This window comes from Curtobacterium sp. BH-2-1-1 (assembly GCF_001806325.1).
Lineage (GTDB): Bacteria > Actinomycetota > Actinomycetes > Actinomycetales > Microbacteriaceae > Curtobacterium.
In genome coordinates, this window is the sequence record NZ_CP017580.1 from 526,807 (window position 1) to 548,114 (window position 21,308).

Annotated in this window: 19 protein-coding genes; 4 read left to right on the top strand and 15 right to left on the bottom strand. The window is 70.8% G+C overall.

Annotation, left to right across the window (positions count from 1 at the left end):
- Positions 1-93: 93 nt before the first annotated feature.
- From BJK06_RS02385 to rplU, 8 genes are all read right to left on the bottom strand, one after another.
- Entirely contained in the window at positions 94-1,572 is a 1,479-nt protein-coding gene (locus BJK06_RS02385; protein WP_070416547.1) for a hypothetical protein, read from the bottom strand.
- Positions 1,569-2,168 (bottom strand): nicotinate-nucleotide adenylyltransferase, encoded by a 600-nt coding sequence (gene nadD / locus BJK06_RS02390; RefSeq protein WP_022907294.1) that lies wholly within the window; start codon positions 2,166-2,168, stop codon positions 1,569-1,571. The genes BJK06_RS02385 and nadD overlap by 4 nt, the downstream gene beginning before the upstream one ends.
- Positions 2,169-2,179: 11 nt before the next feature.
- Positions 2,180-2,380: a hypothetical protein gene (locus BJK06_RS02395; protein ID WP_070416548.1), complete on the bottom strand. Its 201-nt coding sequence runs from the start codon at positions 2,378-2,380 to the stop codon at positions 2,180-2,182.
- 42 nt (positions 2,381-2,422) lie between these two features.
- Positions 2,423-3,688 (bottom strand): glutamate-5-semialdehyde dehydrogenase, encoded by a 1,266-nt coding sequence (locus BJK06_RS02400; RefSeq protein WP_070416549.1) that lies wholly within the window; start codon positions 3,686-3,688, stop codon positions 2,423-2,425.
- A gap of 301 nt (positions 3,689-3,989) precedes the next feature.
- Positions 3,990-4,808 carry a glutamate 5-kinase gene (proB, locus tag BJK06_RS02405; RefSeq protein WP_083294998.1) on the bottom strand — a complete coding sequence of 273 codons (819 nt, stop codon included), beginning with the start codon at positions 4,806-4,808 and terminating at the stop codon, positions 3,990-3,992.
- 7 nt (positions 4,809-4,815) lie between these two features.
- Positions 4,816-6,357 (bottom strand): GTPase ObgE, encoded by a 1,542-nt coding sequence (gene obgE / locus BJK06_RS02410; RefSeq protein ID WP_070416550.1) that lies wholly within the window; start codon positions 6,355-6,357, stop codon positions 4,816-4,818.
- A gap of 86 nt (positions 6,358-6,443) precedes the next feature.
- Positions 6,444-6,695, bottom strand: a complete 252-nt coding sequence (gene rpmA, locus BJK06_RS02415) for a 50S ribosomal protein L27 (protein ID WP_070416551.1) — start codon at positions 6,693-6,695, stop codon at positions 6,444-6,446.
- A gap of 14 nt (positions 6,696-6,709) precedes the next feature.
- Positions 6,710-7,018 (bottom strand): 50S ribosomal protein L21, encoded by a 309-nt coding sequence (gene rplU, locus BJK06_RS02420; RefSeq protein WP_022905369.1) that lies wholly within the window; start codon positions 7,016-7,018, stop codon positions 6,710-6,712.
- A 188-nt stretch (positions 7,019-7,206) separates the two neighbouring features.
- On the opposite strand from rplU, the gene BJK06_RS02425 reads away from it, so the two are divergent.
- Entirely contained in the window at positions 7,207-7,470 is a 264-nt protein-coding gene (locus tag BJK06_RS02425; protein ID WP_229085138.1) for a DUF4031 domain-containing protein, read from the top strand.
- 399 nt (positions 7,471-7,869) lie between these two features.
- Here the strand turns inward: BJK06_RS02425 and BJK06_RS02430 are convergent, their stop codons facing one another.
- Both BJK06_RS02430 and BJK06_RS02435 read right to left on the bottom strand, forming a co-directional pair.
- Positions 7,870-8,796: a hypothetical protein gene (locus BJK06_RS02430; RefSeq protein ID WP_070416553.1), complete on the bottom strand. Its 927-nt coding sequence runs from the start codon at positions 8,794-8,796 to the stop codon at positions 7,870-7,872.
- 2 nt (positions 8,797-8,798) lie between these two features.
- Positions 8,799-11,672 carry an Rne/Rng family ribonuclease gene (locus tag BJK06_RS02435; RefSeq protein WP_070416554.1) on the bottom strand — a complete coding sequence of 958 codons (2,874 nt, stop codon included), beginning with the start codon at positions 11,670-11,672 and terminating at the stop codon, positions 8,799-8,801.
- Between the two features lie 267 nt (positions 11,673-11,939).
- On the opposite strand from BJK06_RS02435, the gene BJK06_RS02440 reads away from it, so the two are divergent.
- Positions 11,940-12,542, top strand: coding sequence for a vitamin K epoxide reductase family protein (locus tag BJK06_RS02440; protein WP_229085097.1), 603 nt, complete (start codon positions 11,940-11,942; stop codon positions 12,540-12,542).
- Positions 12,543-12,642: 100 nt separating this feature from the next.
- Positions 12,643-13,494 (top strand): thioredoxin domain-containing protein, encoded by an 852-nt coding sequence (locus BJK06_RS02445; RefSeq protein ID WP_181015133.1) that lies wholly within the window; start codon positions 12,643-12,645, stop codon positions 13,492-13,494.
- Positions 13,495-13,563: 69 nt separating this feature from the next.
- Here BJK06_RS02445 and BJK06_RS02450 read toward each other — a convergent pair whose 3' ends face one another.
- The 5 genes from BJK06_RS02450 to ileS all read right to left on the bottom strand — a co-directional run bounded on the left by BJK06_RS02450 (position 13,564) and on the right by ileS (position 19,992).
- A complete protein-coding gene (locus tag BJK06_RS02450) occupies positions 13,564-14,412 on the bottom strand; it encodes a thioredoxin domain-containing protein (protein ID WP_070416557.1) in 849 nt (282 codons plus the stop codon).
- Between the two features lie 17 nt (positions 14,413-14,429).
- Positions 14,430-14,849, bottom strand: coding sequence for a nucleoside-diphosphate kinase (gene ndk, locus BJK06_RS02455; protein WP_070416558.1), 420 nt, complete (start codon positions 14,847-14,849; stop codon positions 14,430-14,432).
- A 36-nt stretch (positions 14,850-14,885) separates the two neighbouring features.
- Positions 14,886-15,200: a DUF4233 domain-containing protein gene (locus BJK06_RS02460; protein WP_156794735.1), complete on the bottom strand. Its 315-nt coding sequence runs from the start codon at positions 15,198-15,200 to the stop codon at positions 14,886-14,888.
- A 98-nt stretch (positions 15,201-15,298) separates the two neighbouring features.
- Positions 15,299-16,744, bottom strand: coding sequence for a folylpolyglutamate synthase/dihydrofolate synthase family protein (locus BJK06_RS02465; protein ID WP_083294999.1), 1,446 nt, complete (start codon positions 16,742-16,744; stop codon positions 15,299-15,301).
- Entirely contained in the window at positions 16,741-19,992 is a 3,252-nt protein-coding gene (gene ileS / locus BJK06_RS02470; RefSeq protein WP_070416560.1) for an isoleucine--tRNA ligase, read from the bottom strand. The genes BJK06_RS02465 and ileS overlap by 4 nt, the downstream gene beginning before the upstream one ends.
- A 250-nt stretch (positions 19,993-20,242) precedes the next feature.
- Here ileS and BJK06_RS02475 point away from each other — a divergent pair, with 250 nt between their 5' ends.
- Entirely contained in the window at positions 20,243-21,286 is a 1,044-nt protein-coding gene (locus BJK06_RS02475) for a cation diffusion facilitator family transporter (protein ID WP_070416561.1), read from the top strand.
- The last annotated feature ends 22 nt before the right edge of the window (positions 21,287-21,308 follow it).

The window sequence follows — 21,308 nt, forward strand, 5'->3', positions numbered from 1 at the left end:
TCGGTCGACCTGGCAGGCTGCCGGATCGCTTGATGGGTCACGATCATAAGCCACCCACCGACACACGGCCAGGCCGTGCGCGGTGGGGAGGACTCAGAACGTGTGGGTCGTGACGAGGGCCACGATGATGACGGCTGCAGCGGCGACGCCGACGGCACCGACCGTCACGCCGAGGATGAGTGGCGTGCGCGACTCCTTCGGCTTGGCCGCCGCGAGGACGACCTGCCGCGTCGAAGTGTGGCTCGACACCGCACGGCTGGCACGGACCGGGCTGGCGTCCGTGTCGGGCTGTTCGTCGTGCTGCTCGAGCAGACGGTCAACCTCGGCACCGTCGATCGGCCGGTGCGACCCGGTCGAGGACAGCGACGCCGGCAGGTCGATCGAGCCGGTGAGGATGACCTCGCCCGTGGCGTTCAGCGCACCCGTCGGGTCGGCGAGGGCCGAGTTCGGCAGGATGATCGCGTTCGTGTTCGTCACGGCGACGCGGCGGGTGCCGGTCTCCTCGTCGTGGACCTCGGCGTCGTTCGAGTCGTGCGCCTGCTGCGACCAGTGGCCGACGGGCGGCTCGAACGCGGTCGTGAGGGGCTTCGGCTCGGCCGGACGCTGGAACGAAGCCGGCACGCGGGGGGCATCGGCGTCGCCATCGGTGTCGCCGGCGGACGACGGTGCACCACTCGACGTGGGTGCCGAGGCAGCGCGCGCGGGCTGGGCGGCGTTCTGGACCGGGACCTCGTTCGTGTCGTCCTCGTCCAGCGAGAGCGGGAACACCGCCGGCGTGGAGGACTGGATCGGGGTCCGCTGCGCCGTGGCAGGGACGTCCGGGGTGCCCAGCGTGTTCGGAGCGTCCGGTGTGTCCGGCGCGTCTGGCGTGTCCGAGTCGGCTTCGGTGTCGGACGGCTCGGTGGCCTCGGGCGGGGCCCAGGTCGAACGGTGGCGACGCGGCTCTTCGCTGTGGGCGGCGGCTTCCTCGAGGGGCTCGATCGCGTCGGGCGATCCGTCCGCCTCGGTCGCCTGCGCCACGGCCGCCTGGTCGAGCACGACCGTCTCGGCTGAGGGCTCGGGGTCGACGGAGGACTCCTGCGCGAGCGGCTCGGGCTCGGCGGCGGCCGACGTGCCCGTCGCGTCCGGCGTGCCAGTGCGCTCCGGTCCACCGTGCAGCGCGTCGACCGAGCCGAGGACGTCCTCGACGGTGCGGTCGGACGACTGCGGGGTCGGGTTCTGCAGCGGGACGGGCTGGATCGCCTGTCCCTCGGCCGCACGCAGCTGCCGGATCTGCCGACGGGTGAGTCCGCCCGAGCCGGGGACGATCTCGGTCGCCGAGGCCGGGGGCATCGACGGCACACCGGAGCCGGCGGACGACGGCGACGAGGCCGACGACGGCACGGCGGACTGTGCGGGTGCGCCGGGGGCGGGAGCGACGTGGCTGCCGGGACGGTGGCGCACTTCCGGCTGCTCGGCCGGGGTGGCGACGGTCGGGGGCGGCGTCACGGGCTGCGCACCGCCCGCGGCGGCACGCTCCCGCTCGCGCGCCTGGCGCCGCGACAGGGGCGGCTGCGCGTCGGACGAACTCATGCAACGCTCCGATACAGATGGTGCTTGGAGATGTACTGGACGACACCGTCGGGGACCAAGTACCACACGGGGAAACCACGTCTCACCCGGTCGCGGCAGTCGGTCGACGATATTGCCAGCGCGGGAACTTCGAGCAAGCTTACGTCTCGTTCGGGCAGACCCGTGATGCTCAAGGCGTGTCCCGGACGTGTCACAGCGACGAAGTGCGCGAGGTCCCAGAGGCCATCATGGTCCTTCCAGTCGACAATCTGCTGGACGGCGTCTGCGCCGGAGATGAAGACCAGCTGCGCGTCGGGTCGCTGCTCGTGCAGGTCCTTCAGCGTGTCGACCGTGTAGGTCGGGCCCGGGCGGTCGATGTCCACGCGGCTCACGGTGAACATCGGGTTCGACGCCGTGGCGACGACGGTCATGAGGTAGCGGTGCTCGGCGTCGGTCACACCGGACTTCATGTACGGCTGCCCCGTGGGGACGAAGACCACTTCGTCGAGGTCGAACGCGCGCGCCACTTCGGACGCTGCCACGAGGTGGCCGTTGTGGATCGGGTCGAACGTGCCACCCATCACGCCGATGCGAGGCCGCCCCGTGCTCTCGAGCATGGAGTCGCGGGTCAGTGCTCGGCGCGACCGAACTCGTCGACACCCGTCTCGTGGGTGCGCGTGGCCTCGAACTTGTGCGAGTGGCGGTAGGCCACGTCGCGGAAGCTCCAGGTCACGAACCCGAGGAACGCGAAGAAGAGGGCACCGACGAGCGGGAACACGTACGCGGGGACCCCCGAGGCGTGCTCAGCGGCTTCTGCGAGGAAGGTCATTGATCCGATGCTCCGTTCGGTCGGGGGAATTCGCCGTTCAGTCTAGCCGCGGATCTGTCCCTGCCCGCGCACGATCCACTTGGTGCTCGTCAGCTCGGGCAGCCCCATCGGCCCACGAGCGTGCAGTTTCTGCGTCGAGATCCCCACCTCGGCACCGAACCCGAACTCCCCGCCGTCGGTGAACCGCGTCGAGGCGTTCGCCATCACGACCGCGGAGTCGACCTCGGCCAGGAAGCGCTCGGCCGTGTCGACGTCGTTCGTGACGATCGACTCGGTGTGGTGCGTCGACCAGCGCGCGATGTGCGCCATCGCCGCATCGACGTCGGGCACCACCCGGACGGACAGGTCGAGGTCCATCGACTCGGTTGCCCAGTCGTCGTCCGTCGCCCGGAGCACACCGGGCACGAGCACCCGCGTGGCGTCGTCACCGCGGAGCGTGACGCCGGCGGCCCGCAGCCGGTCGGCCAGCGCGGGCAGGAGCCGGTCGGCCGCCCGCTCGTGCACGAGGAGCGTCTCGAGCGCGTTGCACACGCTGGGCCGCTGCACCTTGCTGTTCAGGACGATGTCGATCGACCGGTCGAGCGGTGCCGACTCGTCGAGGAACACGTGGACGACCCCGGCACCCGTCTCGATCACGGGTACCTGCGACTCGGTCACGACGGTCTGGATCAGTGACGCGCTGCCCCGCGGGATGAGCACGTCGACGAGCCCGCGTGCCCGCATCAGGTCGGTCGCGCCGGCACGCCCGAACTCGTCGATCGTCTGCACGAGTTCGCGCGGCAGCCCCGCCGAGGCGACGGCGTCCTGGATCCGGGCGACGAGCACCGCGTTGGTGCGCTGCGCCGCCGAGCCGCCCCGGAGCACGACCGCGTTGCCGCTCTTCAGCGCGAGGCTGGCGATGTCGACCGTGACGTTCGGCCGCGCTTCGTAGATCGCGCCGACGACCCCGAACGGCACCCGCACCTGGGAGAGCTGCAGCCCGTTCGGCAACCGCGACCCGCGGACGTGCTGCCCGACCGGGTCGGTGAGGCCGACGACGTGCTCGACCGCGGCGGCGAGGGCGTCGATGCGGACGGGATCGAGCCGCAACCGGTCCAGGAGCCCGGACGAGAGCCCGCTCTCTTCGCCCGCCAAGAGGTCCTCGTGGTTGGCCGCGACGATCTCGTCCGTCGCCTGTCGCACGCCCGCCGCGATCGCGAGGAGCGCCGCGTCCTTCACCGCGGTCGTCGCCGTGGCGAGGACCGACGCCGCGTCGCGCGCAGCGACGAGCTTGTCGGTCAGGGTCGGGGCGGATGCGGTCAGCGACATGGCTCGATTCTAGGCGCGGGGGTCCGCCACATGACGGCGGTCCGGCTCACCTGTGGAGGGCCCTGGAGGCGCGGCTCCTGTGGACGAGTCAGCACACGCCCGCAGCGCCCGCACCACTCGGTCCGCGCGCCCCGCGTGCGGGCACGACACGCCGCAGGCGTGCCGCCGAGGTCGCGGAATCCGTCGCTCCGAAGCGCCGAGAGTGACGAACAATGCCCCCTCGGCGGACGTGAGCGGCGCGTCGAAGCCGACCCGCGCCTCCCGAACCGAACCGAACCGAACGAACCGGAGCCGAACTCCGTCAGCCCCGCGCCGCCGCCTCGAACCAGGTCCCGACCTGCGCCCCCGCCAACGCCCGCTCCACGAGCGCCGTCGCCGTCACGAGCACCGCCGTGCCGGCCTCCGCCGCGAGCCGGGCGGCAGCGACCTTCGTCCCCGCTCCCCCGGTCCCCACGCCCGCGGCACCGATCGACCCGAACGTGACCCCGGCGAGCTCGTCGCCGAACGCCACGTGCGTGATCGGCTCCGCGCCGGGCTGCTCCGGGGGCCGCGTGTAGAGCGACTCCACGTCGGACAGCAGCACGAGCGCATCGGCCCCGAGCAGCCGGGCCACGAGCGCCGCGAGCCGGTCGTTGTCCCCGAAGCGGATCTCGTGCGTCGCCACGGTGTCGTTCTCGTTCACGATCGGCAGCACCCGCAGTGCGAGCAGTCGGTCGATGGCCCGCTGCGCGTTCACCCGGTGCGTCGGGTTCTGCAGGTCCCCCGCGGTCAGGAGGATCTGCGCCGCGACGACCGCGTGCCGGTCGAGTTCCTTCTGGTACCGGAACATCAGGACGTTCTGCCCGGTCGCGGCGGCGGCCTGCTGGGTGGCGAGGTCGTCGGGGCGACCCTCGAGCCCGAGGAACGGGAACCCGGTGGCGATGGCGCCGGAGGACACGAGGACGACCTCGGTCCCCCGGGCGTGCGCTGCCGCGATGGCGTCGACGAGCGGAGCGATCTGCCCGGTGTTGTCACCGCTGACCGACGACGACCCGACCTTGACCACGATCCGCTTGGCACGCGGGATGTCCTCGCGCCGGGTGACGGGTCCGAGGTCGGTGCGTGCGGTCGTGTCGGTCATGCCGTGGTCAGTCCCTGTCGTCCCGGTCGGCTTCGGCGGGAGACAGGTCTCCGTCCTCCGCCCACAGCCCGGCGATGCGCTCCTGCTCGAGCTCGGCACGCGCCGCGGCCTTGGCGTCCATGCGCTCGAAGTACTCCTCGCGACGCTCGTTGCGGGTCGGACGCGAGGTCGCGCCGATCCGGGCGTCGGTCCCGCGGGCGCTCGTGATGAGCTCCGCGGTCGAGGTGAGCGTGGGCTCCCAGTCGAAGATCGTGCCGCCGTCGCCACCGATGACGACGGTGGACCCGGCGACGGCTCCGGCCTTGAACAGGCCGTCCTCGACGCCGAGCTTCGCCAGGCGGTCGGCGAGGTAGCCGATCGCCTCTTCGTTGGTGAAGTCGGTCTGCTGCACCCAGCGCTCCGGCTTCGCACCCCGGATGCGGTAGAAGCGGTGCTCCTCGCCGCCTTCGGCGCGGATGGTGAAGGGCTTGTCGTCGACCGCCTTGGGGCGGAGGACGATGCGCTCGGCCACCGGCTCGGCGGCACGGGAGGCGCGGGCCTGCTCCACGACGTCGGCCAGCGCGAACGTCAGCTCGCGCAGGCCCTTGCGGGACGCGGTCGAGATCGGGAAGACGCGGTAGCCACGGCCCTCGAGCTCGTCGCGCACGAAGGCGGCGAGTTCTTCGGCCTCGGGCACGTCGACCTTGTTGAGCGCGATCATCTGCGGGCGCTCGAGCAGCGGCACCTGCCCCTCTGGGACCGGGTAGCGCTCGAGCTCGCCGAGGATGACGTCGAGGTCGCTGATCGGGTCACGGCCGGGGTCGAGGGTGGCGCAGTCGATCACGTGCAGGAGTGCCTCGCAGCGCTCGACGTGACGGAGGAACTCGAGGCCGAGGCCCTTGCCCTCCGACGCGCCCTCGATCAGACCGGGGACGTCGGCGACGGTGAAGCGGGTGGACCCGGACTCGACGACGCCGAGGTTCGGCGTGAGGGTCGTGAACGGGTAGTCCGCGATCTTCGGCTTCGCGGCGGAGATCGCGGCGATGAGCGAGGACTTGCCGGCGCTCGGGAACCCGACGAGGGCGACGTCGGCGATGGTCTTCAGCTCGAGGCTGACGTCACCGGCCCAGCCCTCGGTGCCGAGCAGCGCGAACCCGGGGGCCTTGCGCTTCGTGGTCGAGAGCGCGGCGTTGCCGAGACCGCCCTGACCGCCGGGGGCGATGACGACGCGCATGCCCGGCTCGGTCATGTCCGCGAGGACGTCGCCGTTCTCGTCGTACACGACGGTGCCGATCGGCAGCGGGAGCTCGAGCGTCTCACCGCTGATGCCGCTCCGCATGTCGCCCATGCCGGGCTGCCCGTTCTTGGAGGAACGGTGCGGCGAGCGGTGGTAGCCGAGCAGGGTCGTCACCTGGGGGTCGGCGACGAGGACGATGTCGCCACCGTCACCGCCGTTGCCGCCGTCCGGGCCGGCCAGCGGCTTGAACTTCTCACGGCGGACCGACACGCAGCCGTTGCCGCCGTTCCCCGCGGTGAGGTGCAGGGTCACGCGGTCGACGAAGGTCGCCATGGGTCCACTCCTTGGTGTTGCAACGAAAGAACGGGAGGGGCGGGCACGTGGCCCGCCCCTCCCGCAGAGTCAGATCGTCGAACTGCTTACGCGTTGACGATGTTGACGACCTTGCGGCCGCCCTTGGTGCCGAACTCGACCGCACCGGCCGAGAGGGCGAACAGCGTGTCGTCGCCACCACGGCCAACGTTGGCGCCCGGGTGGAAGTGGGTACCGCGCTGGCGGAGGATGATCTCACCGGCGTTGACGACCTCGCCACCGAAGCGCTTCACGCCGAGGCGCTGTGCGTTCGAGTCACGACCGTTGCGAGTGGAGCTCGCACCCTTCTTGTGTGCCATCTTCTACTCCCGCCTTACGCGATCGAGGTGATCTTGACACGGGTGAGCTCAGCGCGGAAACCCTGACGCTTCTTGTACCCGGTCTTGTTCTTGAACTTCTGGATGACGACCTTCGGACCGCGGAGGTCCTCGAGCACCTCGGCGGTGACCGTCACGTTGGCGAGCTCGGAAGCCGCCGACGTGATCTTGTCACCGTCCACGAGGAGCACCGGGGCGAGGTCGATGTTGCCCTTGTCGTCGGCCTTGGCACGGTCGATCGTGATGATCGTGCCGACCTCGACCTTCTCCTGACGGCCGCCGGCGCGCACTACTGCGTAAACCACGTGGAAATCCTTACGTAACTCTGCTTGAGGGAAGTCTCGGGTGCCCACTTCTGCACGAGCGGTTCCCGGAGGGCCGGGCCCGATCGGCGACGCAGGCAGAACGGCCCGCTGACACCAGGGATCGAGAATACTCGATGCCCCCAGGTCCGGTCAAACGGCGACACACGTACGATTGCCGTGTGACCGTGATGATCGACCCGCCGACGTGGCCCGCACACGACACTCTGTGGTCGCACCTCGTCAGTGACACATCATACGACGAGCTGCACGAGTTCGCTGGACGCGTCGGTATCCCACGCCGTGCGTTCGACCACGACCACTACGACGTTCCGTTGTCGCGCTACGAGGAACTCGTCGCCGCGGGGGCCACGGCGGTCACGGGGCGCGAGCTGGTGCTGCGCCTGATCGGCAGCGGGCTGCGGGTCGCCCAGCGGGACAAGCACACGTTCTGAGCGCGCGGCCGCCCACGCACGGTGCGAGGTTCCGTGCTGGGTGCGCCGGTCGTTCCCTCGCACCCTGCCCGGCACCTCGCACGCGGCACGGCGCGGTGGCGCGCGGCGGTCCAGGAGGCGCGGCGCACCCCCGCCCCGCCGGGCACCTCCCTCGGCGCGCGGCCGACTCCCGGGCGTGGCGTGGCGCGGCGGTGAGTCGCCAGCGCGCGTGGCGAGCCCGAACGACATCGCCGAGGTCGGACGACGTCGGGGATGTCGCACCCCCGCGTCCACAACGGACGGCGCACGCAACGTGCGACATGGTCGACGTCGGACGACCTCGACCATGTCGCACCACGTCGGTGCGCGGCGCGCGGCACACGGCGCACGGCCACGAGCCGCACGCGGCCGCTCAGCGGCTCAGCGCGGCGCCGGACCACCCCAGGGGTTCGACGGGGGCTGCGGCGGCGCGTACGGCGGCACCTGGGCCCCCTGCGCCCCCGGCTGGCCCGCCTGACCCTGCTGCGACGACGGCTGCACGGTCGCCGGCGGCACCGCGTCGGCCGGTCGGACCGTCCCGGGCGTGCCGGGTGCTCCGGGCGCACGACGTCCGCCCCGGGGCCGCCCGAGCCAGAGCCACGCCGCGGTCGACGTCGCGATGAGCATCAGCGTGAACGGCACACCGGACTGCAGCGGGCGGGTGACGACGTCGATGAGGAGCTGGGCGCCTCCGGAGCGGACGGCGCTGAACGTGCCCGTGAAGACCCCGACGAGCGCCAGGGCGATCGTCCCAGCGGCCCCGGCGAGCACGGCGCGGAGGAGCACCGTCGGCAGCGGGCTCCGTCGGTCGACGGGCGTGAGGAACGCCAGCGCGAGGAAGGCCCCGGCGTAGAACGGGAACGGCGTGGCGAACACCCCGGACACGAACCCGCCGACCAGGCTGCCGCCCGCGCCGTAGCTCGCGAACGGGTGCACCACGAACGAGGCGCCGAGCAGGCCGACGAGCCCCGAGACGAACTCGACGAGGACGATCGACACGACGGCGATGAGCGCGCCGGCCGTGTTCGTGACCGACGCTCCCGGAGCGAAGGCCCGACGCGGATCCGCCGGCGTCCGCGGTGGGCGCGGAGCCGGCGCGGACCCGCCGTACTGCGGCCCGCGGTACGGGCCGCCCTGCGGCGCACCGTACGGGACGCCGGACTGCTGCGGCCCGCCGTACTGCTGCGGTCCCCCGTACGCTCCGCCCGGCTGCTGCGGGGCACCGGCGGGCGGCGCGGGCTGGGACCAGCCCGCGCCGTAGTACCCACGATCGTGCTGCGACCGCTGCGGATCGCCGGGGTTCGACATCGTCAGTTCCCCAGGATCACGGCGCCGTCGTCGGTGTCGTCACCCTCGGCCGTCGCCGGTGCGCTGATGCTCGGGGACGAGACGCGACGGGACCGCGAACGGCCCTGCCCCGGCTGCTTGGGCTCCGGGAGCGCCTGCAGCACGGAGTCGAGCAGGGACTCGGCGTCCCCGCTGACCTGGCGCGGCTCGCGCTTCGTGGCGGCGATCGGGATGTCGAGGATCGCGACCGAGGTCTCGGCCGGGGTCACCGGGGCGCTCGAGCTCACCCGACGGCGGGTCGGCGCCTTGGCCGGCACGTCCTCGACGACGGGGGCAGCAGCGACCGGAGCCGCCGCAGCCGGAGCGGCAGCGGCCGGAGCGGCAGCAGCCGACGTGCCCTGCTCGGGCGCGGACGGTGCATCGGGCGCCGTGGACGAGCCGGACGCGGTGTCCACCGTCGTCTCGGGCGCACCGGCACCGCGGCCACCACGGCGACGTCGGCGCTTCGAGCCCGACGACTGCTCGCCGTGCTCGGCCTGCGACGCGCCGGTGTCCGGACCGGACTCCGCGGCGGGTGCCTCCGGAGCCGATGCCGCCGATGCCGCCGATGCCGCCGATGACGCCGAACCCGCCGACACCGCAGAGGACGCGGAAGCCGGGGTCGCAGCCCCGTCGTGCTCCTCGTGCGGGATGGTCGATGCGGCGATCCGGGACAGCGCGCTCTTCACGTCGTCCGTGATCTGGTGCGCGTGCGACGAGCCGTTCGACGACGAACCGTTGCCGGACCCGCCGTTCGACCCGTTCCCACCGGTCGAACCGTTCGAACCGTTCCCACCGTTGGACCCGCCGTTGCCGGCCCCACCGCGGCTCTTGCGACGGCTCTTCGACGGCCCCGGGTCGGCGTTGTTGTCGTTGACCTTGGCGTTGACCTCGTCGAGGGACTCGCGGAGCCCCACGCCGATCTTCTTGCGGGTCATCTGCACGAGGCCGAGCGAGGTGACCTCGGCGACCTGGTGCTTCGTCCGGTCACGGCTGAGGCACTCGACGAGCCGACGCAGCACGAGGTCGCGGTTCGACTCGAGCACCATGTCGATGAAGTCGACGACGATGATGCCGCCGATGTCCCGCAGGCGGAGCTGGCGGACGATCTCCTCGGCCGCTTCGAGGTTGTTCTTCGTGACGGTCTCCTCGAGGTTGCCGCCGGACCCGACGAACTTCCCCGTGTTGACGTCGACGACCGTCATGGCCTCGGTGCGGTCGATCACGAGCGAACCACCCGAGGGCAGCCAGACCTTGCGGTCGAGTGCCTTCTCGATCTGCTCGTTGAGGCGGTACTCCTCGAAGGAGTCCGGGCCGTCGTAGATCTCGACGCGGTCCTTGAGGTCCGGCGCGACCGCGGTGAGGTACTCGTCGATCGTCTCGCGCGCCGCGGAGCCGTCGATGATGAGCTTGGTGAAGTCCTCGTTGAAGACGTCGCGGACGATCTTCACGAGCAGGTCCGGCTCCGAGTGGAGCATGACCGGTGCCTGGCCGTTCGCGACCTTCTTCTGGATCGCCTCCCACTGGCTGGTGAGCCGCTGCACGTCGCGGGTGAGCTGCTCCTCGGTCGCGCCCTCGGCCGCGGTGCGGACGATGACGCCCGCGTGCTCCGGGAGGACCTCCTTGAGGATCTTCTTGAGGCGCGCACGCTCGGTGTCCGGCAGCTTGCGCGAGATGCCGTTCATCGAGCCGTTCGGCACGTACACGAGGTAGCGGCCCGGCAGCGAGACTTGGCTCGTCAGACGGGCGCCCTTGTGCCCGACCGGGTCCTTCGTGACCTGCACGAGGACCTTGTCGCCCGGCTTGAGCGCGGCTTCGATCCGACGCCCGTGGTTGCCGGTGTCGACCGAGTTCCAGTCGACCTCGCCCGCGTACAGCACGGCGTTGCGACCGCGACCGATGTCGACGAACGCCGCCTCCATCGAGGGCAGGACGTTCTGCACCTTGCCGAGGTACACGTTGCCGATGAGCGACACGTTGTGCGACTTCGTCACGTAGTGCTCGGCGAGGACACCGTCCTCGAGCACGCCGATCTCGATCTTCGAGGCGCTCGACCGGACGATCATCTGTCGGTCGACGCTCTCGCGGCGGGCGAGGAACTCGTCCTCGGTGACGACCTGGCGACGACGACCGGCATCGCGCCCGTCGCGGCGGCGCTGCTTCTTCGCCTCGAGCCGCGTCGAGCCCTTCACCTTCTGCGGCTCGGTGATGTACTCGACCTCGCGGCGGCGGGGCTCCTGGTGGTCCCGCGGCTCGCGCGGCTCGCGGCCTTCGCGGTCGGCGCTCGTGCCGCGGCGACGCGACCGACGGCGTCCGCCGCCCTGCTCGTCGTCGTCGTCCTCGTCGTGACGGGGCGCGCGCTCGGGCAGGTCCGGCAGGACCGGGGCGTGGAAGATCAGGCTGAGCGTGCTCGTCGCCTTGGGGACGAACGGCTCGTCGACGGGCTCCGCCGGACTGGAGGCGCTGCTCACGTCCGCCTCGACCGTCGCGGCCGGTGCGGCTGCGGTCTCGGTGTCGGTATCATCACCGGCCGTGATGACCGGCAGGTCGCCCGTGAGGGTGCTCACGTCGTGCGGCTCGTCGCCGCCGGCGGTCGCCTCGACGGCGACCGACACGGTGGGCGCCTCCGGCGCTCCCCCGGCGTCCGGCGCTGCGTCCGTCACCGCGAGCGTCTCCGCGCCGGCGTCGGTCGTGCCGTCCGCCGGAGACCCGGTCACCTGCTCGACGGGACCGGTCTGCGCGGCGTCACCCCGTGCCTCCTGGCCGGCCGACCGGGCGCGCCGACCGCCGAACAGGCGGCCTCGACGCTTCGGTGCGACTTCTTCGTTGTTCGTGTTGTCGTTGTTCTGCTCCACCATGGACCTGGTGCACTCCTTGACCCCGCTCGCATCCTGTCCGGACGGCGGGAATTCTGTAGTTGTAGCGGGTGGCGACCACGCCCCCGCGTTCGCTGTCTTGTGACCGTCGCGTCGCGCGCGTCCCGGTCACGGTGCGCTCTCACCGCACCTGATCGTCCGGGCTGGGCCCGGAAAGCTTTCGTCGTCGTGCGGATGGCCGCACGACCTCCAGGGATTATCGCATGCCGCACCGGGAAAGGACCGGATCGAGCATGCGATGATGACGCCGTGAGCACGCCAGCACCTGCCGTCCGCCGTCCGATCGCCATGGGCGTCTTCCTCCTGATCACCGGCGCGGTGGGTCTCTACGGGGCGTTCCGACTGGTCATCGACGAGTTCGAGAAGTACGCGCACCCCCAGGCAGTGTTGTCCTGCGACGTCAACCCGTTCATCAACTGCTCGGACGTGATGGCCAGCTGGCAGGGGCACCTGCTCGGGTTCCCGAACCCGCTGCTCGGCGTCATGGGCTTCGTCGCGCCGATCGCCGTCGCCGTCATGCTCCTCGCCGGGTTCCGGAACGGTTCGCGCTGGTTCTGGATCGCCTTCAACGCGGGCGTGTTCCTGGCGTGGGTCTTCGTCACGTGGCTCTTCACCCAGACCGTCTGGTTCATCGGCGCGCTCTGCCCCTGGTGCATGCTCGTGTGGTCGATGACGATCCCGATGTTCTGGGTGTTCACGATCTGGAACGCCGCGCAGGGACGCTTCGGCGCCGGCGCCCAGCGGCTCGGTCGGACCCTGCTGCCCTTCTGCTGGGCCTTCCCGCTGGCGAACTACCTGTTCATCGCCGTGTCGATCCTCATCGTGTTCCCGCGGGTCCTCTCCTCCTTCTGAGCGCCCGCTGAGCGTTGCCGATGACGCGTCATCGAATTCCTGGGTCCTTCCCAGCCAGATCGGCCGATCGGCCCACCGGCACGACCTACGCTCGATGGCGATGAGCGAGAACGAGAGCAAGAAGGCCCGGCGGGAGGCAGCGCGGGAGCGCGCACGCCTCGCCCGCGCGAAGGAGCAGGCGCGTCGACGCCGCAACAAGACCCTGGGGATCAGCGGCATCATCGTCGGCGCGCTCGCGGTCGCCGCGATCGTCGTCGTGGTGGTCGCGAACTCCGTGCAACCCGCCGGCCCCGGGCCGAAGAACATGGCGAGCGACGGTGTGCTCCTGACGGGCTCGAACGGGCAGATCGTCCCCGTCACCACGAAGGCGACGCCGGAGGGCGGGAAGCCGACCCCGACGAAGCAGGACGACTCGGTCGCGAACATCACCGTGTACTCGGACTACATGTGCCCGTACTGCAACCAGTTCGAGACGAGCCAGATGTCCCAGATCCAGCAGTGGGTGAAGGACGGCTCGGCGACGCTCGAGCTGCACCCGTTCAACCTGCTCGACCGCGTGTCCCTCGGCTCGAAGTACTCGACCCGTTCGGCCGCCGCCGCCGCCTGCGTCGCGAACTACGACCCGGACGCGTTCCTCGCGTACAACACGTCGCTCTACGAGAACCAGCCGTCCGAGAGCACGCGCGGCCTCACGAACGACAAGCTCGCGTCACTGGCGAAGGCCGCCGGGGCGACGAACGAGAACGTGGCGTCCTGCATCACGGACCAGAAGTTCGCCGGGTGGGTTGCCGACGCGACGAACCGGGTGCTCAACGACCCGATCCCGAACTCGTCGCTCGAAAAGGTCACCGGTACCCCCACCGTGATCGTCAACGGCAAGCAGTACAACGGTTCCCTCACCGACACGGACGCCTTCGCCGCGTTCGTGGAGCAGAACGGCGGGAAGGCGTAGTTCCGGCTGCTCCGTACGACGAGGGCCCCCGCTTCCGATCGGAAGCGGGGGCCCTCGTCGTACGGCGTGCTACTTCGACGCGGCGTCGATCTCGGTGATCACGTCGGTCAGCGTGGCGATCTTCTTGCCGTTCACGAGGACGGTCGGCGTGCCGAAGCCCTGCGTGCCCTGCAGTGCCGGATCGGCCAGCACGGCGTTCGTGGACTTCGTCACCCACCCGCGGAAGCGCTCGCTGGACAGGCACTCGGAGACGTTCGACCCGGTCGCGCCACCAGCCGTGACGAGCTTCGCGATCTCGGCGTTCGTCAGGCCCTTCGTGCCCTCCTCCGGCTGGTTGTCGAAGAACTGCGTCTGGACGTCGAGGAACTTGTCCGGCGCGTAGTTCGCGACGCACATCGCGGCGTTCGCGGCACGGCTGGCGTACCGCGAGTTCTGGTAGCTGCGGTCGAGGATCGACACGGGCTGGATCGCGAGGGTCGCGTCGCCGGACTTCACCTTGTCGAGGATCTGGTCGGCGTATGCGGCCTCGAACTGCTTGCAGACCGGGCAGGCCCAGTCGACGTACTCGGTGACCTGGACCCTCCCGTCGGCGGCCGCGGTGGGCACCGGGGACGGGGTGGCCTTCGCCGACACCGCGCCGGAGGTCACGGGGGTGACCGTGCCGTCGCTGCCGGTGAACTGGATCGCACCGGTCGCCATGTTCTTCGGCCCGGCCGCGGACACGGCGGGCTGGTTGTTCACGTTCACCACCACGATCGCGACGATCGCGGCGACGGCGATGATCCCGAGGCCGATGCCGCCCTGCAGGAACCAGCGGTTGCGGCGCTTGCGGCGCTTCTCGGCCTCGGCGCGCTGCCGGGCGACGTCACGGGCGTGCTGGCGACGCTCGTTCTTCGAGGGACGGTCGTTGTTCGTCACGCGTCGGTCCCCCGGACTCAGGCGAACCAGAGCGCGAGCTCGCGCGCCGACGACTCGGGGCTGTCGGAGCCGTGCACGAGGTTCTGCTGCACCTTGAGGCCCCAGTCGCGACCGAGGTCACCGCGGATCGTCCCGGGCGCGGCCGAGGTCGGGTCGGTGGTGCCGGCGAGCGACCGGAAGCCGGCGATGACGCCGTTGCCGGCGACGCGCACGGCGACGACCGGGCCGGACTGCATGAACTCGACGAGGGGCTCGAAGAACGGCTTGCCCTGGTGCTCCTCGTAGTGGGCGTCGAGCAGGTCACGGGGCGCCGTCACCATCTTCAGGTCGACGATCTCGTAGCCCTTGGCCTCGATCCGGCGGAGGATCTCACCGGTGAGCTGGCGGGCGACGCCGTCGGGCTTGACGAGGACGAGGGTCTCTTCGAGATCGGACACGCGGAACTCCTGGTGTTTCGTGGTCGAACGGGGTGGTCAGTCCTCGCCGAGGGCCGCGCGTCTCGCGGCGTTCTGACGGTCGAGCTGACCGCCCTTGACGAAGCAGAAGACCCACAGCGCCAGGAACACCACGGCCACGGCGAACATGAACGGTTCGATGAACCCGGTGGCGAGGATGGCCGCCTGCAGCAGCCACCCGAACCCTACACCGGCGCGGTTGCCGGTCAGGCGAGAGGCCAGGGCCAGCACGATCATCGAGCCGATGCCACCGCCGAACGCGACGGCCGGCGGGAGGGTCCCCTTGCCGAACACGACGAGCATCGGGAAGAAGAACATGATCGCTTCGAGCACGAGGGTGATCGACAGCAGGCTCTCCCGTGCGCCGCGATCGCGTCGCGGCCGACGGGTGCGCGGTGCGCGTGGGGTCCTGGAGGCGCGGCCCGCGTCCGTCACTTCGTCCCGCCTTCGGCGTGGACCAGGTCCATGACGCGGCCCACCATCACGATCGAGCCCGCGACGAGCACCATGGCGTCGTCCGCCTCGGCGTCGTCCGCGAGGTCACGGGCTTCCTGGAGGGCGGCCTCGAGCGACGGCTCGACGACGACCCGGTCCTCGCCGACCTCGTCGACGACGACCCGGGCGAACTCGTCCGCGTCGAGGGCGCGCTCCCCCGGCGGCTGGGTCACGACGAAGGTCGCGACGGTGTCCTTGAGCGCGCGGACGAAGCCGCGGGCGTCCTTGTCGCCGAGGATGCCGACGACGCCGACCACGTGCTCGGACGGGAACGCCACGGGGAGCGCCTCGGCGAGCGCGCGTGCGCCGTGCGGGTTGTGCGCCGCGTCGACCACCACGGTTGGTCCGGTGGCGATCGGCTGGAGTCGGCCGGGGCTGGTCGCACCGGCGAGTCCCTCGGACAGGACGTCCTCGTCGAGGGCCTGCGAGCCGCGGCCGAGGAAGGCCTCGACGGCGGCGATCGCGACGGCGGCGTTGTGCGCCTGGTGCCGGCCGAAGAGCGGCAGGAACAGGTCGTCGTAACGTCCGGCGACGCCCTGCACGGTGATGAGCTGGCCGCCGACGGCCGGCGTCACGTCGACGAGCCGGAAGCCGTCCCCCTCGACCGCGAGGGTCGACTCGGTGAGCTCGGCCGCGCGCTGCAGCTCGGCGAGCGCCTCGGGCGTCTGTGCGCTCGAGACGATCGACGACGAGGGCTTGATGATGCCGGACTTCGTGCGGGCGATCTCGGCGACGGTACTGCCGAGCTGCTTGGCGTGGTCGATCGCGATCGGCGTGAACACCTGCACCTGGCTCTGCACGACGTTGGTGGAGTCCCACTCGCCGCCCATGCCGACCTCGATCACGGCGACGTCGACCGGAGCCTCGGCGAAGCACGCCAGGGCGAGGACGGTCAACGCCTCGAAGAAGGTCAGCGGGAGCTCACCCTTGTCGGTGAGCTCCTGGTCGGTCATCTCGAGGATCGGGGCGATGTCGTCCCAGTTCTCCACGAAGCGGTCGGCGGCGATCGGGGTGCCGTCGATGACGATGCGCTCCCGGATCGACACCAGGTGCGGGCTCGTCATGAGGCCGGTCCGGAGGCCGTGTGCCCGGACGATGCTCTCGGCCATGCGCGCGGTCGAGGTCTTGCCGTTCGTGCCGGTCAGGTGGATCACGGGGTACGACAGGTGCGGGTCGCCGAGGAGCTCCACGGCGCGCCGGGTCGCGGAGAGCCGGTGTTCGGGCGACTGCTCGCCGATCCGGGCGTACAGGGCCGCCTCGACGCGCTTGACCTCGTCGTCGTCCGCACCGTAGGGCACGGCGTCGGCGGGGTCCGTCGCACCGGCGGGGCCGACGGGGATCTCGATGCCGTCCTCGGACGGCTCTTCGGGGTACTCGCTCATGCGCGTGACACCTCCACGGTCACCTTCGCACCGTCACCGACGTCGGTGGTGGTGGCGTCTGCCCCGAGGGGCACGATCTCGATGCTCGTCGACAGGGTCTCCCCCGCGATGAGCTGTTGGTGGGTGCGGACCGCCACGTCGGCGACCTCGTCCGCACCGAGGGTGAGGACGATGCGGTCGCTGACGTCGAGGTCGGCGTCACGGCGGGCCTGCTGGACGGCGCGGACGACGTCGCGGGCGAGCCCCTCGGCCTCGAGCCCGGGCGTCGTCACGGTGTCGAGCACCGCGAAGCCGCCGCCGTCGAGGAACGCCACCGCCACGGAGTCGTCGGCGACGGTGAGGTCGAGCGTGTACTCGCCCTCGACGAGGTCGACGCCGCCGACGGTCACGCCGGACTCGGTCGTGGTCCAGTCGCCCCTCTTGGCGGCCGGGATGACCTGCTGGACCTGCTTGCCGATGCGGGGTCCGGCGGCACGGGCGTTCACGGTGAGCTTCCGCTCGATGCCGTACCGACCGAGCGACGACTCCTCCTGCTGCTCGAGCACGACCTGCTTGACGTTGAGCTCGTCGCGGAGGATGTCCACGAAGGGCTCGACGGCCGCCGGGTCGGGCACCACGAGCGTCAGGGTGGCGAGGGGCAGGCGGACGCGCTTGCCGGTGGCCTTGCGGAGCGCGAGCCCCTTCGAGGCGACGTCCCGCACGCGGTCCATGGCGTCGACGAGCGCCTGGTCGGCCGGGAACTCCTCGGCGTCGGGGAAGTCCTCGAGGTGGACGCTGCGGCCGCCGGTCAGTCCCCGCCAGACCGCGTCGGTCACGAGCGGGGCGAGGGGTGCGGCGACGCGGGTGAGCGTCTCGAGCACGGTGTACAGCGTGTCGAACGCGGCACGGGCCTCGGGCGAGGACTCGGCGCCGAGCCAGAACTTGTCGCGCGACCGGCGCACGTACCAGTTCGTCAGCACGTCGGCGAAGTCGCGGACGGCCTGGGCGGCGAGCGGGGTGTCGAGCGCGTCGAGGTGCTGCTGCACGTCCGACACGAGCACCCGGGTCTTCGCGAGCAGGTAGCGGTCGAGCACGTCGGTGCTCGCCGTGCTCCGCGACGCCTGGTACCCGGACTCCCCCGACGCGTTCGCGTAGAGGGTGAAGAAGTAGTACGTCGACCAGAGCGGCAGCAGGAACTCGCGGACGCCCTGGCGGATGCCCTCTTCCGTGACGACGAGGTTCCCGCCGCGGATGACCGACGACGACATCAGGAACCAGCGCATCGCGTCGGCACCGTCGCGGTCGAACACCTCGGAGACGTCCGGGTAGTTCCGGAGCGACTTCGACATCTTCTGGCCGTCGGAGCCGAGCACGATGCCGTGGCTGATGACGTTCTTGTACGCCGGCCGGTCGAACAGCGCGGTGGACAGCACGTGCATGACGTAGAACCAGCCGCGGGTCTGCCCGATGTACTCGACGATGAAGTCGGCCGGGTTGTGCGACTCGAACCACTCGCGGTTCTCGAACGGGTAGTGCACCTGAGCGTACGGCATCGACCCGGAGTCGAACCAGACGTCGAACACGTCGGTGATCCGGCGCATCGTCGACTTCCCGGTGGGGTCGTCCGGGTTGGGGCGCGTCAGGTCGTCGATGAACGGGCGGTGCAGGTCGACCTCGCCGTCGGCGTTCACCGGCAGTCGACCGAAGTCACGCTCGATCTCCTCGAGCGAGCCGTACACGTCGGTGCGCGGGTGCTCGGGGTCGTCGGACTGCCACACCGGGATCGGCGTGCCGAAGTACCGGTTGCGGGACACCGACCAGTCGATGGCGTTGCCGACCCACTTGCCGAACTGGCCGTCCTTGACGTTGTCCGGCACCCAGTTGATGTCCTGGTTGAGCTCGCCCATGCGGTCGCGGAACTCGGTCACGCGGACGAACCAGCTCGACACGGCCTTGTAGATGAGGGGCTTCCGGCAGCGCCAGCAGTGCGGGTAGCTGTGCTCGTAGGACGCCTGGCGGAGCAGTCGACCGGCGTCGCGGACGGCCTTCGTGAGGGGCTTGTTCGCGTCCGACCAGAGCATGCCGGCGACCTCGCCGAACTGCGACGTGAAGACACCGCCCTCGTCGAGCGACAGCACCACGGGGATCCCCGCGGCGGCGCAGACCACCTGGTCGTCGGCACCGTAGGCCGGGGCCTGGTGCACGATGCCGGTGCCCTCGCCCGTCTCGACGTAGTCGGCGACGAGGATCTTCCAGGCGTTCTCCATGCCCTCGGTCTCCGCGAGGAAGTCGAAGAGGCGCTCGTACTCGACGCCGTCGAGCTCCGCACCCGTCAGGGTGCGGACGACCGCGACAGCGGCGTCCTCCGCGCTCTCGTAGCCGAGGTCCTTCGCGTGGGCGGCCACGGTGTCCGACGCCAGCAGGTAGTGGACGGAACCGGCGGTGCCACCGTCAGTCGCGCCTCCTGGACCGGCGGGCAGCACCACGTACGAAACCGCAGGCCCGACGGCCAGCGCGGCGTTCGTCGGCAGGGTCCAGGGGGTCGTCGTCCAGGCGAGCGCACGCACGCCGGCCAGCCCGAGCGACTCGGCGCGCGCACCCCGCAGCGGGAACGACACCGTGACGGACTGGTCCTGGCGCATCTTGTAGACGTCGTCGTCCATGCGCAGCTCGTGGTTCGACAGCGGCGTCTGGTCGTTCCAGCAGTACGGCAGGACCCGGAAGCCCTCGTACGCGAGCCCCTTGTCCCAGAGCTGCTTCCACGCCCACAGCACGCTCTCCATGAACGTCACGTCGAGGGTCTTGTAGTCGTTCTCGAAGTCGACCCAGCGCGCCTGGCGGGTGACGTACTGCTGCCACTCGTCGGTGTACTGCAGGACGGACTTCTTGGCGGCGGCGTTGAAGACGTCGACGCCCATCTCGTCGATCTCGTGCTTCTCGGTGATGCCGAGCTGGCGCATCGCCTCGAGCTCGGCGGGCAGGCCGTGCGTGTCCCAGCCGAAGCGACGGTGCACCTGCTTGCCGCGCATGGTCTGGTAGCGCGGGAAGACGTCCTTCGCGTACCCGGTCAGGAGGTGGCCGTAGTGCGGCAGGCCGTTGGCGAACGGCGGGCCGTCGTAGAACGTCCACTCGTCGCAGCCCTCGCGCTGGTCGATAGACGCCTGGAACGTGCCGTCGCCCTTCCAGAAGGCGAGGATGCCCTGCTCGACGGCGGGGAAGGACGGCGACGGGACGACGCCGTCTGCGTCGGAATCAAGTGGGTAGCGCACCGCGGGGCTCCTGTGGGTTGCCGGTTCTCAGGACCACGAGGACGGAGCAGGCTCCGCGGTACCACCTCGCTTGCCGCTCCGGGTGACCCGGGGCGACCGCTCGTTGCCGGGGGCGTGCGCGGCCCGGTCCGCCCGGTTCTACTGCCGGCGGTCGATGGTGCTGACGGCCGGGTTCTTCCGGAGGCTCCCCGGTGATGGCCGGATCGACGCCTGTGTGCACGAGTTTAGCGGACGGGAGCATGCTGGAGCGATGCCCTCGTCAGATGCTGCCCCCGCGCAGCAGGAGCGTCCCGATTCCCTGCTCACCGTCGTCATCGCGTTCGGCGCGAACCTGCTCGTCGCGATCGCCAAGACGATCGCCTCCCTGATCTCCGGATCGGCGTCAATGGTCGCCGAGGCCGCGCACTCGTGGGCTGACACCGGCAACGAGATCTTCCTGCTCGTCGCCGAACGGCGTGGCTCGAGGAAGCGCGACACCGCGCACCCACTCGGCTACGGCCGTGAGACGTACATCTGGTCGATGTTCGCCGCGTTCGGCCTCTTCACCGCCGGCGCCATCGTCTCGATCTACCACGGCATCACCGAGCTCGGGGACACCGGGCCGGCCGAGGACGTGCTGCTGAACTACATCGTCCTCGGGCTGTCGTTCTGCCTCGAGGGCACGAGCTTCCTGCAGGCGTACCGGCAGGCGCACGGCGCGGCGACGAAGCGGCGGGTGCCGGTGCTCCGGCACGTCCTGCAGTCGTCGAACCCGACCCTCCGTGCCGTCTTCGCCGAGGACGCCGCGGCGCTCATCGGCCTCGTGGTCGCGTTCCTCGGGGTGTTCCTCCACCAGGTCACCGGCCTCGCGGTCTTCGACGCCATCGGCTCGATCGCGATCGGCATCCTGCTCGGGGTCGTCGCGATCGTCCTGATCGACCGCAACCGCCGGTTCCTGCTCGGGGAGAGCACGTCCCCGGAGCTCGAGAACGCGGTGCTCGTCGAGCTGCTGGGGCGGTCGCAGATCGAGCGCGTCACCTACCTGCACCTCGAGTTCGTCGGGCCCTCGCGGGTCTACCTCGTCGCCGCGGTCGACCTGACCGGCAACGAGAACGAGGAGCACGTGGCGGTGCGGTTGCGCGACGTCGAGAAGTCCCTCGAGGAGAGCCAGTACATCGAGGAGGCCGTGCTCACCCTGAGCTACCCCGGCGACGAGTCGCTCGTGCCGACGGGCGACGATGTGCCCGAGGTGGTGCGGGACGGGACGGCCGAGGACGTCGCCGCGGGCGGGGCCGGCACGCTCCGGACCGACTGAGCCGCACGCGGCTGCGCGGTCG

Bases quoted from the DNA above. Each gene is read 5' to 3' on its own strand.
- BJK06_RS02385 (WP_070416547.1), bottom strand. From the start codon at position 1,572: ATGAGTTCGTCCGACGCGCAGCCGCCCCTGTCGCGGCGCCAGGCGCGC.
- nadD (WP_022907294.1), bottom strand. From the start codon at position 2,168: ATGCTCGAGAGCACGGGGCGGCCTCGCATCGGCGTGATGGGTGGCACG.
- BJK06_RS02395 (WP_070416548.1), bottom strand. From the start codon at position 2,380: ATGACCTTCCTCGCAGAAGCCGCTGAGCACGCCTCGGGGGTCCCCGCG.
- BJK06_RS02400 (WP_070416549.1), bottom strand. From the start codon at position 3,688: ATGTCGCTGACCGCATCCGCCCCGACCCTGACCGACAAGCTCGTCGCT.
- proB (WP_083294998.1), bottom strand. From the start codon at position 4,808: ATGACCGACACGACCGCACGCACCGACCTCGGACCCGTCACCCGGCGC.
- obgE (WP_070416550.1), bottom strand. From the start codon at position 6,357: ATGGCGACCTTCGTCGACCGCGTGACCCTGCACCTCACCGCGGGGAAC.
- rpmA (WP_070416551.1), bottom strand. From the start codon at position 6,695: ATGGCACACAAGAAGGGTGCGAGCTCCACTCGCAACGGTCGTGACTCG.
- BJK06_RS02425 (WP_229085138.1), top strand. From the start codon at position 7,207: ATGATCGACCCGCCGACGTGGCCCGCACACGACACTCTGTGGTCGCAC.
- BJK06_RS02430 (WP_070416553.1), bottom strand. From the start codon at position 8,796: ATGTCGAACCCCGGCGATCCGCAGCGGTCGCAGCACGATCGTGGGTAC.
- BJK06_RS02435 (WP_070416554.1), bottom strand. From the start codon at position 11,672: ATGGTGGAGCAGAACAACGACAACACGAACAACGAAGAAGTCGCACCG.
- BJK06_RS02445 (WP_181015133.1), top strand. From the start codon at position 12,643: ATGAGCGAGAACGAGAGCAAGAAGGCCCGGCGGGAGGCAGCGCGGGAG.
- BJK06_RS02465 (WP_083294999.1), bottom strand. From the start codon at position 16,744: ATGAGCGAGTACCCCGAAGAGCCGTCCGAGGACGGCATCGAGATCCCC.
- BJK06_RS02475 (WP_070416561.1), top strand. From the start codon at position 20,243: ATGCCCTCGTCAGATGCTGCCCCCGCGCAGCAGGAGCGTCCCGATTCC.